The sequence below is a fragment of the Vibrio agarivorans genome (genome assembly GCF_030409635.1).
Classification (GTDB): Bacteria; Pseudomonadota; Gammaproteobacteria; order Enterobacterales; family Vibrionaceae; genus Vibrio; species Vibrio agarivorans.
Genome location: NZ_JAUFQF010000004.1, coordinates 2,145,522 through 2,161,570 on the forward strand (window position 1 = coordinate 2,145,522; position 16,049 = coordinate 2,161,570).

General features: G+C 44.9%; 14 protein-coding genes. 1 reads left to right on the forward strand and 13 read right to left on the reverse strand.

Annotated features, from left to right (window positions below):
- Window positions 1–9: 9 nt before the first annotated feature.
- Together QWZ05_RS18435 and QWZ05_RS18440 are read right to left on the reverse strand one after the other, a co-directional pair.
- On the reverse strand, window positions 10–1,035 hold the full coding sequence (locus tag QWZ05_RS18435) for an acyltransferase (protein ID WP_290299951.1): 1,026 nt from the start codon (window positions 1,033–1,035) through the stop codon (window positions 10–12).
- Window positions 1,036–1,128: 93 nt separating this feature from the next.
- Window positions 1,129–1,494, reverse strand: coding sequence for a hypothetical protein (locus tag QWZ05_RS18440; RefSeq protein ID WP_264877232.1), 366 nt, complete (start codon window positions 1,492–1,494; stop codon window positions 1,129–1,131).
- Window positions 1,495–2,061: 567 nt separating this feature from the next.
- On the opposite strand from QWZ05_RS18440, the gene QWZ05_RS18450 reads away from it, so the two are divergent.
- Window positions 2,062–2,712, forward strand: coding sequence for a DUF2726 domain-containing protein (locus QWZ05_RS18450; protein WP_290299952.1), 651 nt, complete (start codon window positions 2,062–2,064; stop codon window positions 2,710–2,712).
- Window positions 2,713–2,714: 2 nt separating this feature from the next.
- Here QWZ05_RS18450 and QWZ05_RS18455 read toward each other — a convergent pair whose 3' ends face one another.
- The 11 genes from QWZ05_RS18455 to QWZ05_RS18505 all read right to left on the reverse strand — a co-directional run bounded on the left by QWZ05_RS18455 (window position 2,715) and on the right by QWZ05_RS18505 (window position 15,955).
- On the reverse strand, window positions 2,715–3,752 hold the full coding sequence (locus QWZ05_RS18455; protein ID WP_264877235.1) for a GGDEF domain-containing protein: 1,038 nt from the start codon (window positions 3,750–3,752) through the stop codon (window positions 2,715–2,717).
- 184 nt (window positions 3,753–3,936) lie between these two features.
- Window positions 3,937–4,122: a hypothetical protein gene (locus QWZ05_RS18460; protein ID WP_264877236.1), complete on the reverse strand. Its 186-nt coding sequence runs from the start codon at window positions 4,120–4,122 to the stop codon at window positions 3,937–3,939.
- 168 nt (window positions 4,123–4,290) lie between these two features.
- Window positions 4,291–4,797, reverse strand: a complete 507-nt coding sequence (locus QWZ05_RS18465) for a hypothetical protein (RefSeq protein ID WP_290299954.1) — start codon at window positions 4,795–4,797, stop codon at window positions 4,291–4,293.
- 32 nt (window positions 4,798–4,829) lie between these two features.
- A complete protein-coding gene (locus QWZ05_RS18470) occupies window positions 4,830–6,965 on the reverse strand; it encodes an LruC domain-containing protein (protein WP_373875568.1) in 2,136 nt (711 codons plus the stop codon).
- A 245-nt stretch (window positions 6,966–7,210) separates the two neighbouring features.
- Entirely contained in the window at window positions 7,211–9,322 is a 2,112-nt protein-coding gene (locus QWZ05_RS18475) for an LruC domain-containing protein (RefSeq protein WP_290299956.1), read from the reverse strand.
- Window positions 9,323–9,585: 263 nt separating this feature from the next.
- Window positions 9,586–10,227 (reverse strand): sugar transferase, encoded by a 642-nt coding sequence (locus QWZ05_RS18480; RefSeq protein WP_290299957.1) that lies wholly within the window; start codon window positions 10,225–10,227, stop codon window positions 9,586–9,588.
- Between the two features lie 31 nt (window positions 10,228–10,258).
- Window positions 10,259–11,431, reverse strand: a complete 1,173-nt coding sequence (locus QWZ05_RS18485; RefSeq protein ID WP_264877240.1) for a glycosyltransferase family 2 protein — start codon at window positions 11,429–11,431, stop codon at window positions 10,259–10,261.
- Window positions 11,428–12,528: a glycosyltransferase gene (locus QWZ05_RS18490; protein ID WP_290299961.1), complete on the reverse strand. Its 1,101-nt coding sequence runs from the start codon at window positions 12,526–12,528 to the stop codon at window positions 11,428–11,430. The genes QWZ05_RS18485 and QWZ05_RS18490 overlap by 4 nt, the downstream gene beginning before the upstream one ends.
- 112 nt (window positions 12,529–12,640) lie before the next feature.
- A complete protein-coding gene (locus QWZ05_RS18495) occupies window positions 12,641–14,104 on the reverse strand; it encodes a GumC family protein (RefSeq protein WP_264877242.1) in 1,464 nt (487 codons plus the stop codon).
- Window positions 14,101–15,219 carry a glycosyltransferase gene (locus QWZ05_RS18500; protein ID WP_264877243.1) on the reverse strand — a complete coding sequence of 373 codons (1,119 nt, stop codon included), beginning with the start codon at window positions 15,217–15,219 and terminating at the stop codon, window positions 14,101–14,103. Before QWZ05_RS18500 ends, QWZ05_RS18495 begins: the two co-directional genes overlap by 4 nt.
- A complete protein-coding gene (locus QWZ05_RS18505) occupies window positions 15,212–15,955 on the reverse strand; it encodes an acyltransferase (protein ID WP_290299964.1) in 744 nt (247 codons plus the stop codon). The genes QWZ05_RS18500 and QWZ05_RS18505 overlap by 8 nt, the downstream gene beginning before the upstream one ends.
- Window positions 15,956–16,049: the final 94 nt, after the last annotated feature.

A 16,049-nucleotide genomic window follows, 5' to 3' on the forward strand; every position in this document is an offset into this window, starting at 1 on the left:
CTTGCTAACTTAACGAGTAAAAAGCAGCCTCTTTAGAGGTGATTTGTTGAGAAGGTAGGTGAGACCGACCGACACTACGATAGCTCCCACAAACACCAAGCTATCCTTTGCGATGCCCTCAAGACCATTAAAGCCACTTATGTTGTTCATGTAAATAATGATCAGTAAATGAATAACATAAATACCTAATGTCATATTTGCGATGGCGAATATCAGTGGATGATTTCCCCAGTTTGGATTGGCTAATAGCAGTAGAAACAAGCCTAGTCCCCATAATGGCGTACTAAAAAGAAAGTCGTGAATTCGAAAGTCGATATCAAAATGACTTAATACGAATGCTTCTGTCAGATGACCAATTAAACCAATCAGCATTACGATTAATGCCTGCATTGAAGTTAGCGTATAGCGGTGCTGGCGAACAAGATAGCCAATAGTCACCATGAGTAAGCTAAAAAAAGGCCCATTGCGAGTAAAGAAGGGGGCACTGTATTCCGTCAATGGTTGGTAGCTGCCCGCGAGAACACCATAAATATAGATTGCACCAGCGACACCGAGCAACCATTGCCTTTTCTTCGCCTGTTCAAACACCGCGATAATCGCAACAGCGAAAATCAGAGCGGGGAGAAACCAGAGGTGAACCATCCCTCCCTCCAGTAAGGCGTTGATTGGGTTTTGTGCTAAATAGTTCCAGTAACCAGTGCGCTCCGCTAACCATCCTTGTTGCGATAATTGATAGAGATTAAAAGGAGCGAGAAGATAAACTACACTCCATACCAGCCACAGATAAAGTAGAGGTCTACAATAACGCCAAGCTGTTGACTTGGGTGACGTGCTCAGTTTCGGTTGTAGAAAGTTACCTGACGTTATGAAGAAGAATGGTACGGCGAAACGAGAGAGTTGATTGATGAAATTTCCCAGCCAAGGCTCACTATTGAATAACGGATATGTGGTCATTAGTTGGCTATGAATAGCAATCACAGCAATAATTGCGATGACTCTACCGAGCTCTAAACTGGCGATTCTTTGTGTAGTCATTTTAGTTACTTAGAGACAGAAATATGCGCCAGTTTTACCTCAATATGGTGATTTAGGGGAGAGGGTTGAACAGGTTTATCTGGACTTTGCGATCTAAAGCGTTGGGTTATCGATTTGTTGTTCCCGTGACCACAGCGAAAGTGTGTGGTTGGCATTCTCACACACACCAAACAGGATTTGGTATTCAGGTTCGAAAGGCTCGCCAATAAAGGTAGTGCGGATCATTTGATTCGTTTTCAAATCAACCTGAGTCACTACGCGTCCTTTGAAGTTATGGAACACAGCAAATTGTTCACTGTGGTATATCAACTGAGTGGGAAAATAGATGAAGCGATCATCGCTCTCTTTTAGGGTGCAGTTAAGGGAGTAGCTCATTGCGGCTCGACTGGGTAAGGCGAATAGACCGAGAATGATAGCCAATATCGATAGCAAGGACTTGTTCATCAAAGCTTTTTGCATAAAAAAATACCGAACAGATTGATGTAGTTATGAGTATAGTCAATCGTTCGGTATTATTTGGATGAATTGTCGTTGGCTTTGATACATTCGCTTTATGCCTCGCAGGAGAATTCAGCTCTCCATATTAAGCGGCTTGAGCCCTGCATCGAATCAAGAACTTGCTGGCCAGATAATTGAGGATAGGCAAGTATAACGTCTGAAGATTCGATTTCCCGGTTGGGTGAATAAGCTCTCACATGAGTAAAAGTGGTTTGTAGGTGTTTTTGTAGCACTCCTTGTGATAGACAGATTCCTAAACAATCTTTGTTCATAGTTCCTCCCTTTTACGGTTACTTTTCGTCAAAACTTCAAGCATTCCTGACTAAACATTAGCCACTTTACAGCGAGCGCGGGTTGATTTAGATCAAGTAATTTTCCTAATGTGTGCAATATTTACACAGCGATTTCATGGGATGTTTATGGTCAATATTGAGGTGCTTTTCACCGTCAGTAAGCAAAAATATAGAGGCAATCAGTGCGCTTTTGGTTACAATCTCATGAAGTTGTTGAGTCGGGCTTATAGAGAGTATGCAAAGCATTTTTATCATATTGATCGTGTTGGTGATCTTCTTTGTTGTTGTTCAAAAACGAGTGATTAAATCGGATGAACTAAAAGACAGTCGTTACAAAAAACGCGCTGCCGTCCTTAATGGACAAGAGGTATCATTTTTACAGGCGCTACAAGAGGCGGTGGGTAAGCACGGTGTCATTATGCCCAAAGTCACTATGACGAAAGTCGTGTCACCTATTGCAACCAACAAAAAGCAGTGGTTTATCTCGAATAGTCGCATTGCCAAAAGTTACTTCGATTACGTGATTTGCGACCCTCGTACACTCGAGCCGAGAGTTATTATCGAGCTTGATGATGGTCGAGCGCTGGATAAAGGCAAGACAGAACGTCAAAGGCTATTGATGCATGTGTGTAAGAGCGCGAATATCCCACTTATCGGCACGTCCACCAAACACAGCTATCAAGTTGGGCGTTTAAGACGTTTGTTGGCTGCACACATTGACCTGATCGAACCAGATCAAGAAGTCCGCTTTTGTAAGAAGTGTCAAAGCCCAATGGTGATTCGTGTCGCCACGCAAGGAGAATTCCAAGGACGTCGATTTTTTATCTGCAGTCGAGCGCCACATTGTAACTACACTGAGAACTACAACATTGTGTTTGATGAATAATTTTAGACGTGTGCGGCGGTGATGGTGTGTCCTTCATCACTGCACACTTTGATTTGATTTCGGCCGCTCTGCTTCGCGCGGTACAACTCTACATCCGCCATCATCAGTACTTTACTGAGTTCATGTTCTTCACAAGCACACACACCAATACTTAATGTCAGATGCAGGTTCTTAGTCCCAGACAGAAATTGATGTTGGTCTATTTCGTTGCGCAGTGCTTCGGCTAATCTTGCTGCTTGCCCAAGGTCTTCTCTTGGCAAAAGTAAACAAAACTCTTCGCCGCCAATTCGGTAAATATCGGTATTGGTCAGAGTTGTAAGCACCTGTCCCATTTCCTGTAATACCCTGTCACCACATGAGTGACCATGCTCGTCATTGATGGCCTTAAAAAAATCGATGTCTAAAATAAGCATCGACATCGGGTGGGATGAATGCTCCTGACGCAGGCTCTCGTAATTGTGGATAAGCGCAAGGCGGTTTAAACATCCGGTTAACGCATCTTTGGTGGCTAGGTTGTGCAGTGTGAGCTCCGCTTGTTCACGGTTACGTTCATAAGCATGAGTGAGTACCCAAATAGCGATAAAGCACAGCCCGACATTCATGATGACTGATGAGGCCCAAATTTTATTGGGGAATACCATTTCAATGAGCAGAGCAAGATGCAGCGATAGAGAAACCAATGTCGCTATAAATCCTCTTTGTTCGCCAAGTAGTGCGTATAACAGTACCGGAGACAGCAACGACCATGCGACAGCGCCAGTGGATAAAGGGGAGAGCATTGTCGTCGCACATGACAGTGCGATAGTGACATAAGCATAAGCAAAGACGATACGATGATTGTCGCGACGCTGCCGGCTGCAGTAATAAACAAATCCACAAAATACACTGCAAGTGAGCTGAATCAGGGCGAGTGAGTATTCTTGGTCTAAGACTGTGTTAATCAGGGCCAAAACAGGTAACAGAACGGCAAAGCAAAGACTCGATAGGGAGAGAATTTTGATGCGAGACTGTTGAGAGTAATTGAGGAAACGCGATTCCATGTACCTAGTTTCTTATCCCTGAAAAAATAGTCGGCCATAATAATACGGATAATGGATGGAATAAACCATTCATGGAATAGAGATCACATTTTGTGATCTCTACAGCGGTTTATTGTTCCAAAGTTTGAGTTCGATTTGTTTGTCATTGTCGCCTTGCAATATGTGATATTGAGTCGATCAATATTTAATGGGTGAGCCCTTGCAGTAAGTGAATAAGCTCCTCTTCTGTTTTAGGTTCAGATCTGAGTTGGATTGAGGGCGCAGCGCCGCCCTTAAGCACGTAAGCATGAGTAGTACAGTGGTCATAGTGGTACCAAAGGCCGTTAACGCAAATGTCGGTGTAGCAACGAGAGTCTTGTTTCAAGTCCATAATATAATCTCCTTTTTACACTTGATTAACAATTTAAACATAATGCTTTCGCTTAAGAGTGGCTATTGATTTAGATCAATGTAGAGAGAGATTGACTTAATGGTTAAGCTAAGTTAATGAAAAAGCAGCGAATGACTCGCTGCTTTATATTAGAAAGTGTGATGTAGGTTAGTAGTAGAATGTGTTGTCATCGATGGTCAGTTCTTTCTGAATTGGGTCGCTGCCATCGTAGAACCAGATTTCAGCGAGCACTTTTTCAACACCATCGGCGTATACGATGTCGATGTTTCCCATTCCCGCCTCAAGCGCTTGGCCTGCTAGCTTATGGTCGCCACTCGGAGCGAGTGTGCCTGAGTCTGTTTCCTCATATTCGCTGTAGATGGACACATATGCACGCTGAGTAGACAGGTTGCTGATATCAATATCGATGTTCATTTCGGTGATCGGGTCAAAACTAAAGCCATCTGGGATAACAAGATCTTGCATCGATTGGGCTGTACTCTCAACCACGGACTCTACTTCTTCGACGACTTCTGTTGTCTCTTCAGCGACAGCTTCTGCTGTATCTTCGGCTGCTTGAGCGGGAGCGGCACTACCGCCACCACCGCCGCCACAACCTATTAGAGCGAAACTCATTACTAAGGCTAGGTAGATTTTGTTGTTTGGCATAGTCATAGTCGTATTCCTTTCAATTCGTTTCGTCTGGATTATTCGTAGATTTTTGAGTCAACAGCATTTTCACGTAGATGCCATGAGTGAGCTTGTGAACCGGCGCTTTCTGCGTATTGTGCAAACTGAGGGTAAGCTTGAACAAGGTCTGTACGCTCAGTCGGCCAGCGCCACTCTTCCGTCATTAGCATTGCCCATGGTAGGTTACCTGCTGTTTTGAAGTAGACGCCATCCTCAGGAGAGCTTGCATCAACACCTAGGTTCCACATTGCGTCGCCGTTGAACTTCTCAGTCGGATCATAGTCAGGCAAATGCACTTCCCACTGGCGACCAGGATGGAATGGAAGTCCTTCACCGTGGTAGTAACCTGGTGTTGCGTAGATGAACGGGTCGTAAGGCATACCCAGCATAGACGTTGTATCAGTGCCTTGATTCATCGAAACGTGTAGCTCGAACATAAATTGTTCGTCTTCTTGGCAACCAACCTGTGTGCGGTGGTAAGCACAGTCGACCTTCATCGCTGTTACATCAGATGAAACGATAAAGATGGCTTCGTTGCTGTCTTGCTCAAGTCCACTTTCATCTTGCAATGCGTCGTTGTGGTATTGGCGAGTCTTGGTTTGGTCAATATCGGTTCTTTGGATACCTTTAAGACGGATAGCAAAACCATTGTGGTAATCAGCCCCCACTGCCGCTAGGCGACCGCGAATATAAGACTTCTCTACATTGCCATCACGAAGGATTTCAGTGACACGGTAGTGCATAACAACATCGTTCATGTCGTAATCCGCGGTGTATGGCCAGTTATCTTCATAAGCGAGTGTGGCGTAGCCAGTTTCGCTCGGGAAGTGGCGTACTGTAATACCAGCACCAGTCACAGTGACTTGGTGGTCTTCAACCTCACCAGACATAGCACCGCCGAAGTAGTTCAACCCTTCTTGTTGGCTAAAGCGAAAGCGTGCCCATGTCACACCGGATAGCGCATTGAAATCAACGTTGAACACAACATTTTGCTCACCAGCATTCACCAGTTGGTCTTGGATGACATGCTCACCTTCATCATCAAAATCGCCATCTTGGTTCCAGTCGAACCAAGCTGTTAGGTAGCCTTGAGTCGATGCATTGACACGAAGTACTGAATCGAGACCGGGTTCAATAGCAGTAACGAAATTAATCCCATCTTCATCATCGATTCCAACCGTATCGTCGCTTAGGGGGGCGATAAGGCCATTTTGTTCGCCATCTGGCTGCTGCGAGCCAAGGTAAGTTACGCCATCAAGCTGGTGGCGAGGGCCGTTACTTTCTAAAGTAGTAAGATAAGTGTCAGGCGCGTCACCGAAGTCGATAGTTGAATCTTCATCAATCAGAGGCGCATTAGCACAGCGAGCGCCGTCATTCTGACCTGAAGCAGGGCCGTCTGCGAATTTAACCGCTGTGACGTTACCGTTGTCGATGTTAGATTGGCTAGAAAGGTCAATGCGGAAAATGTGGCCATCTTGGTTACGAGACAAATAGTAGTAACCGTTAACATCAAAATACCCCGCACCAAATGTTCCTGTCTCACCGATATCGCCAATAAGCGTTGCATTCCCAGTGTCGGTATCAAATTGATAAAGCATGCCAGAGCCATTATCAACACCGTACAGTTTTTCATCACCTGGGTGGAATGCCATATCGGTAAGTGATACGGTTGCTGTTGAGCTAATTTGTACAACGTCTAGCACCGCGTTTGGATTAGAATCTAATGGAGTTAGGTCAATTTTAAATAAACCTTTGCCTTTTCTGTACAGGAAATAGTGCTTGTTAAACACATCGCCAACATAAAATGTGTAATCAGTAGGTAGGCCATTTGTGTTGATGTCTTCCACTTGGAAATCTTTACCCAAGCGAACAATTTTTTTGTTGGTAGTGTCATAGCCAAAAATATAACGGCTATCAAAATCGAAGCCGACACCGTTGACGTTAGCTGTTGTACCCGTATCGCCCTGCAGCAATGTCGATTGCCCTGTCACTAGATTCACACCGTAAACTTGTACTGGCTTTGACTGGAATAAGTAGGCTTGACTTGGGCAGCTATCAAAAGGAGCTGCTTGAGAGTAGGCGCTTTGACCCATGATAGCGAGTCCAATAAGGATGCTCGTTTTTTTGATTGAAAATGTTGGTTGGTTTTTCATAACACTGTTCCTTGTTCTCTGACGTAGAAGTTACATAACTAAGAGATAGCGAATACTGTGCCAGTTTTTATACCTTTGAATTTAATGGTTTTTGTTCTGGTTTTTGGTTTTTTCTCAAAATGAGAAAGGGAAAGTCGTGTTTATTTGAAAAACAGCCAATGAGTTTTCTCATTCTGAGAATCACGAGCGGGATACAAAAAAGCCTTCTTTGTTTCAAAGAAGGCTTTGTTAATATGAGTTCTTATTTAACGCTGATAAATAGCCTCTGACTGAGGTGATTTGTACCAATCCTTTTTAAGCAAACCTCCGCTTTGAGCATATTCAACAAATGCAGGGTAAGCCATCACTGGGTCTTTACGCTCAGCCGGCCATTTCCATTCATCGGTAATGAGCATTGCCCAAGGAAGGTTGTTGTCACTTTTAAAGAATTTCCCTTGCGCGGATTGACTGTCATCATCGCCCAACCCAAACATGGCCGCGGCATTAAATTTCTCGGTTGGCGACTGGTCGGGGAGGTGAACTTCCCAAGTGCGACCAGGGTGCAGGGGAAGAGCCTCACCGTGATAATATCCCGGTGTAGCAAAAATGAAGGGATCGTAAGGGATGCCAGACAGTGATGAGATATCTGCATCCGCATTTAAGTTTATTATCAATTTGAAACTAAATACTTCGTTTTCTTGGCAGGCATTGTCTGTGCGGAAATAAGGGCATTGGGTATTTGCGATCGTTTTAAGATCATCTGCGATGATAAAAATAGCTTCTTGACTATCAAGTTCCAACCCATTGCTTGGTTGAACTTCATCGTTGTAGATTAAGAATGAGTTGCTGTCATCAATATCGTGCTTGTCGAGACCTTGAAGGCGAACAGCGAATCCATTGCGATAGTCTGCCCCTAAAGCAGCGAGACGGCCTTCAATATAGGTTTTGGTTAGCCTGTCTTGCTGATAAAACTCTGTGATACGGTAATACATCACTACGTCATTCATATCAAAATCAGCCGTATACGGCCAATAGTCTTCATAGGCCAATGTTAGGAACCCATTGGGGCTAGGGAAGTAGCGTACCGTTTGCTCTGAAGTGGTGACGGAGACTTGGTGATCTTCTACTTCGCCTGAATAGGCACCGCCGGAATAGTTGAGTTCTTCTTGTTGACTAAAGCGAAAACGAGACCATGTTTGCCCTGTTAGTGCACTGTCATGAACAGAGAAGGTAACGGCTTGTGTACCAGCTTGCAATGATAAGTCTTGAATTACATGCTCATTATCATCTTTAAAATCGCCATCTTGGTTCCAGTCAAACCATGCGGTGAGAATACCCGCAGTCGACGCCTCGACTTGAACAATGGCATCTTTGCCCGGCTCAATTGATGTAACGAACCTTAGGCCGTCTTCATCATTTAGTTGATGGTGCTCATCTCTAAGGGCACCCGTTATCGCATCATGTTCACTATCAGGTTGAGTACTTCCAAGGTATGTATGACCATCAAACTCGTGTCTTGGGCCATTACTGTCTAACCTTGTCTGATAGCTGTTGGGCGCATCACCAAAGTCGGTGTTGGCTATGGCGGGGTGAAGTGGGGCCTCTGCACATCTTGCGCCATCACGAATCGGAGCGTCATGATTAGAATCAGCAAAGCGCTCAATGTCTAGGTTCGCCGTCTCTGAATTGATGTTGATTTTATAGATAGTGGAGTTATCACTTTCACTGGCATATAGGTACCCGTACTCATCGAAATAATTTGCTTGTAGTGAATGTTCAGAACTAAGTGTAGCCAGAAATTGAATATGCCCCGTGTTCACGTCAATCTGATATAAATAGTTAGAACGGTCATCAATGGCATAAAGGTGTTGGTCATGAGGATTAAAGGCCATATCTCGAAATGTAAACTCACTTGAGTGATTGATCGTTGTGTAGCTAACTGCCTGGGTTATTTGTTGAGGAATCGTAAGCTCGACCAAACCCAATGACGAAGCATAGAGGAAGTAACGACCACTCACTTGTTCACCAGCGATAATACCCGTTTGCATCTCAAAGTCTTCGATCGTGATGTACGTGGGCTTTAAATTCACATCAAAAAGAGTCAAAGCATGGCGTGAAGAGTCAAAGCCAATGAGTTTTCCTTGATGGATCGCGAGTGCATCTATTGAACGGGTGTGCTCTGACGGCTCCTTTAGAACAGTCGTTTTGCCACTCACCAACTCTATCGCAATGAGCTCACCTTGTGCGCTTATTGCAAACGCTTCATTAGGGCAGGCTTTTATGTCTGCGGCATAAGTTTGGTGGTTGAAGAGTAATAAACTTGTTAGTACTAGCGTTTGGTAGAGTTTACTCGATATAACGGTTTCTTCTTCACTCATAGCACCTTGCTCCATTTCGATGTATTGCAAACTAAACTAGGTACAAGCGAATTACGTGCCAGTAAAGTGAGGCATTGATTTGGATAAATGACAGATTTAGGGGGTTGAACAGTGGTGAGTTTGTCAAATTGAGAATGAAAATGAATCACTAAATGCAAGACAAAAAAATGCCCAAGCAGGGCTTGGGCGAAAACGTATAATGCTCAGGAACAATCATGAAACCGACAACAATAAACTAGAAGTAATTTTCTCATTTCCAAATTTTATTTGCCTCTGCCGTCGACCATCACAACGATAGTGCGCAGGAGAATCGACATGTCGGTTTTCAGCCAGCTTTTGAAACTGCTTTGAGATAATGCGTAGCTATGGTCGTAACCGACTTTAGAGCGCACATCCTCGATGCTGGTGTCATAGCCTTGGTTAACTTGGGCTAGGCCTGTGATACCGGGCAGAACACCATAGGTTCTGTCTGCAAAGAATGGGATTTCTCTTTCGAGTGTTGTGTAGAACACTGGTCGCTCAGGACGCGGGCCGATCAACGACATCTCGCCTTTCAGTACATTAATCAGTTGTGGTATTTCATCTAAACGTGTTTTGCGAAGAAAATGACCGACCGGAGTGATTCTAGGGTCATTATCTGTCGCCCATGCCGCACCACTTTTCGCTTCGGCATCTTGGTACATGGTTCTGAATTTGATGATTTCAAACAGCGCCATATGCTCTGGTGTACTTTTTCCAACACGCGTTTGCTTGTAGAAAACGGGCCCCTTTGATGTAGCGATAATTGCTAGGGCAATTATAGGGAAAAGGGGGAGGAACAGTATTAAGCCAACAACGGATCCTAAAACGTCAAAGCTACGTTTGGTGAAACTTACTGATGTCTTGTTGTTTGTTAGTGTGTACATAATCCTTTTCCTCAAATTGCGAATCTGACGTTTAAGCTCGGCATCGATTAACTAAATACCTGATTCCACCAATTAAATTGGCAGTATGACCCATCAATACATAGTGAATTAACTGGAATGTTTTGATGTTTGTCACCGCTGGGAACAGCCAGCAGGCTATCCCAACTGCATATATCAATGATTGAGCAAGCACCATGCCAAAAAAGAGAGGGTTGTCCATCAGCATGATGCTACTAATAAACGTTGCTAACATAAGGTAAGGCGTAAGTAGGCGTAGGCCTTTACCAGAAAAGAAGGCAAAGGCGACACGACGAAAGCGCGGGTGGAAAAGTTTCCCCAAGAACATCGCTTGTTGCATATTTCCCGCAGAGATTCTCAATCTGCGAGAGAAGTCATCTGAAAGGTCAGTGGGCTCCATCTCGGTTGCAATCACATTGTTGTCGTACACTGCTTCGTAACCGCGACTGACGATCTCCATGGGTATGATGAAGTCGTCATTGATGATACTTGTGCCCAGTGGAGTGAAGAGTGCGGTGCGGAATATGTAGAATGCGCCGTGTGCTCCAATGGCTGTCGCCATTTTCGCTTCAGCAAACTTCATATCACACTGATATTTCCAATACTTTTCTTCACCAGCAGAGCCAGATTCATACAACACATATTGGCCATTGACCACACCTACATCTGGGTTCTCAAAATGACGCTCCGCAATGAGAAGGGCATCGATAGAGGTGATGGCTGAGACGTCACTAAATGTGGTCAAGTCAGTTTCGACAGAGTTCATCGCCTCATTGATCACAGCGACCTTACCACGGTTTTGCTTGCAATCATGAATGATAAATAAGGTGTCAGCACAGGTGGCTTCTTGAATGGTTTGTTGAGCAATATCGACCGTGTTGTCAGTACAGCCATCGCAGTAGATCTCAACACGAAGTTTGTCACGTGGGTAATCAACCATAGCAAGATTACGAATCTTCTGAGCAATCCACGCTTCTTCGTTGTAGGCGGGGACAATGACCGTAATGCTCGGACGGAAGTAGTCTGAGTGGTTAAACTCAAAGCGACGTTCATTCCCTTTCTTGATTTTTCGCGTACGGTACTTCAAATACATCTTAAGCAACCACGGATAGCCAACGTGGTGGTAAACAATCAGAAAGCTGCTGGTGATAAAGATGGCTAGCCAAATCCATTCAAAATTACTCATGCTATTTCTCCTTTAAATGCAAGCATTTCATATTTGCTGACCATTTTTCTTATGTCGTTGTTATCAACAATATGCTGTCGGGGGGATACATTAGTGAGACTTTTCGCACTGCGGCTTAGAGCACAAGCCATTGCCATGATGCGATTGGGTTTAATTAAAACACCACTGTGAGGGCAAAGGGTTTCTTTGGATGAACCAACGTCTGTGACTGCGGTGGGAATACCACAGGATTGAGCTTCAAGCGAGGAGAGCGGGAAACCTTCAGACCGTGATGGCAGACAGAACAAGTCAAGAGATTGATAAAAGCTCGTCATATCGTCGATGCGACCTAATAACGTGATGCGGTCATTGAGCTGTAGGGTATCTATGATGTTTTGCAGCGCTTGTTTTTGCGACCCATCACCAGCAATGACTAGGCGGATGTTGTTCGGTACATATCGCATTGCTTTAATGAGAACATCATGCCCCTTTACGGTTTCAAGGCGACCTGCGCTGCCAATCACTAACGCATTACTGGGAATATCAAACTTCTCACGCGCTTTGTCTTTAGAACCCTGAGTAAAGCGGGAAACATCAATGCCGTTTTGAATTGTGGAAAGCTCAGAGTAGCCGAAGAGATCGCTGAGCTGTTGCCCAACATGATGTGCATCCGCAACCAGTTTTGGTTGGACATACTTTAGAAGCAGCGACTCCATGATGCGGTTTTTTGTGTTTGCTAGATGCCAGACATCATGCTCGGTGTGAACTCGAACGGGAACACCAGCTCGTTTAGCAGCGATACCACCGTAGAGTAGCGGACCAATGTGATGGGTATGAACGACATCTGCTTTGCAGCTTCTGAACAGCGCAATCAGTGTTTCGATAACCTCGTACTGAAAGCCCGGCTCTTTATTTAAGTACACAAGTTTTTGTTCAAACTGTGCAAGCTTTGGCCACATGACTGTGGAGCGGACTTTCGTTCCCTCAAGGCTTACAACATAAACATCGGTATTGTCATCGGCAAAAGTAATGAAGTCGAGCGCTAGGCTTTCAAGTCCGCCCGGTGCCAAGTGTTGAACGATGTGAAAGATGGTTTTTCTGTTATAGCCGCTTCCCATGCTAGCCTCCTGTGTCGACTCTAGTTTCTTTTAAGACGTTGCTACAAGAGACTAAGCATGGTACGTGCCAGTTTTTAAATTATTGATTTGTAGTGATTTGAGATCGGTTTGATTAGTTTTTTTCAATTTGAGAATGAATTTGCGCGTGAGGGTTTGGAAATTTAGGAAGTGAGGTAATGACAGGAATATCGGTTAGATTCTCAATGTCAGAGGCGTTGCGAATAGTCGAATCGAACAACTCAATGATGATTGAGATGCCAATACCCATAGCAATCCCGCCGAACAGTCCAGCGATAACAAAAATAATAGTAGGTAAGTTAGATGGCGTGCTCGGGGTGTAGGGCAAATCGATCACTTTTACACGTTTATCCTCCTCAAACTCGCCGAGTGATCCCGTTAGCTCAGCCATTTCATAGCGCTGTAGTAACTCTTCATATAGGTCACGCTTAAGTTCGACATCTCGCTGTAAGCGATAGATCTCTTTGACGTCATCCCCGAAACTGCGGGTGCGTTCTTCAAGTTCAATGATCATCGAACGCATGCGAGACGTCTCTTCTTTCAATGCTTCGTATTTTCCGCGTGCTTCTTGTAGGCTTTGTAACTGTGTCATCAATAGAGGCTGAACAGAGCTGGAAGACTGAAGGTTTTGGCTGCTTGCCATATCCCAAAGCTGTTCAGTGTTGAGACTAGGTTGTTGAGTTTGAAGAAGTGTCTCTCTTTCTAGCTCCAGACGTTCAAGTTCGCGTTTTTTTGCTTGCACCGCACTGTGATTGTCGGTGTATTTAGCTTGCAGTAATGTTAGCTCGCTGCGAATTTCGATAATTTGTTCTTCAATTCGCCCAACGACAGGGTTGGTTTGAGACAGTTGTTGGTCTAACGAGCCCAAGCCTTTCTCGAGCCCAAATAATTGCGCTTCTTTTTCTGCTAGGGTTTGTTTGAGTGAGGCAATACGCGCGTAGCTTTGGCTTTGCAGCTCTGGCGTCAATGCAGAGTTTTGGTTGGTATAGTCCGCTAATCGCTGCTCTGCTTGCTGTAGCTCAGAAAAACGTTCATCGATGTGCTGCGATAAAAAAGTACTAGAATCGCGAATAGAGGAGCGCTCAGGTGCGAGAATCTGCTCGACAAAGTGTTCACTGATTGACTCTAACAGCTCTTTCATTCCCTCTGGTGAATCGGCTGTGTATTGGATCTTCAGTAAATCTTTTCCCATTTGACTGACAGTCAAATTTGCAGCAATTTTACCAATCACTCGGTCTTTATCCGAAGGGGAACTGTTTTCATTAATCAGGCCGCGCTCCTCTGCGACCATAGTGAGTATGTGTCGGCTCTTTAACAGGGTTTTAACCGCATTGAGCCGATCGTTCAGCATGGTAGAAACCGCGATATCTTCCAAGAATGGATTCATTTTCGCTGTTTCTTGTATCAGCATACTGGTGTGTGAGGTGTATTTTAGCGGGGCAAGTTTAGAAACACCTAGCGCAATGATAGGCAAGATGAGCATGGGTAATACGATTACCCAACGGCGGCGCCATCCTGCCAATATTATGTTGCTAATTCTTAACTTTAACTGCGTCATAGTAGCTCCAATAACCAATCAACAAACAAGGCGCGAGATGCCCAGCTTTCTGACTCTACCGTCCCGGGTCGAGTTTGAACCAGGCGAGGATACTGACGCAGCGCAGTGATGAACTCGTCGGTACTATTCACTTGATTCAACTGGTTTTCATAAGTTTTAGCTGCAGGAAAGGGTGTGTTGATAACAGGTTTTCCAGTAGCGATATATTCGAGTAGCTTCAACGGGCTACAGGCACGAATTTGTTCGTTATCTTTAAAGGGTAGTAGGCTTACGTCCCAATGTTGACTATATTTTGGCAACTCATAGTGAGGCTTAGGTCCAAGCACGTGAATATTGGGTAAATCAGCCAGCGGATTGTAGCGTAGCTCATTTTTTCCGATAAATACGAAGTTCCATCCAGGCAGTGCCTTTGCTGCAGCATTGATCATGTCGTAATCAAGCCACTCGGATAAACTGCCGTAAAACCCAGCAATAGGTTTGCCCTGAGGTAAATCAGTAGCACGCTCTACTGGCGTTGTGAAACGGTTATAATCCACACCGTGACGCAGAACGTGAGTTTTGCTTTGTGGGAACTTACCACTGATATTTTGACTAGCTGCAAGAATAATATTCGCTTGCTGCGCCATATGGGTTTCATGTTCACTTACTGTGTCGTGGTCAACCCCGGCGAGTGAGTTGAAGTCATCACCACAGTAGTAGACAACTGCAGCTTCATTCAAACTTCCACATAAGTCAGCCGCTGTAGGCAGAGAAGACCATAAAATGGGATTTTCAATCCGATATTTCTCAAGCAGTGGCTTTAATTGTGTCAGCATCATGGTTTTAGCCAGTTGGCGTTCCCAAGTGTGCTTGGGAGCCGGAATGGTACGTAGGTTGACCACTTTAATGTTGTCAGGCGTTGCCACTTTAGCGGATGAGTGGACAAAATCTTGCTTACCTTTTCCAAGTGCTTTATCAACGACACGTTTCGCGTCGTTCACGCACAAGCGAGGTTTACGCAGACCAATAGAGTTGACCCAAAGCACCTTGCGCTCTTTGTTCAGGTTAGAGATCAAGTGCTGTGTGCTAGACGGAAGACCACCAAAATCTTCGCCGAATACGATGAGATCACGCATAATGAGCCTCCTCTTGCATAGAGCTTGGCTCTAGAGTTTTTATCACCTTGGCTGGCGTTCCACCTGCAATAACGTAAGGGGGGATGTCTTGGGTCACGACACTGCCTGCGGCGATAATCGCTCCTTCACCAATGGTGACACCCGCTTTGACAATCACATTGGTGGCTAACCAACAGTCTTTTTTCAGAACGATATCGCCGATTTGATCAATATCGTCGGGTTCTCCAGCAGCACGGCGCTGGGCATCAAGAGGGTGGCCAGAATAGCCAAAGAGGTTAGCGCGTCCCGCGATTCTTACGTTGTCTTCGATGATGACCTTGGTACCCACCGCAATAGTCGTTTGCCAACCTATCCCGACATTGTTGCCGATCTGCAGTGTCGGTGAGTGGCAATGACCACTTGCAGAAAACGTAGTTTGACCGGAGATTCGACAATCGTTGCCCACATCAATGTTGAGTGGGCCCGAGATAAAGGGCATACCGGCATACAGATACAGCTTGTCACCACAATGGGTGCAGCGTCCACGAAATGCTGGGGTTTGGATAAGAACCCTAATGAGGTTGCTCCAGCTGTCTCGTCCGGCAGTGTACAGTGTGTACAGCGCTTGATTGACGACTTTTGGATAGCGAATATCACAAACACGCAGCGTTTTCGCGAGGTGAAACATTTTTTGTGCTGTAGGGCTGTCGCTCTCTTTCAGCCAACGTTTGAGTTGCATTACTGGGGCATAATTCATCGTCACGTCCTCTATGTGTTATGGAACGGGTGTCGGACGCAAATTGAAAAGCTGTTCTCAATTTGGAATCCAAAAACTCCCGGATTACTAAGGA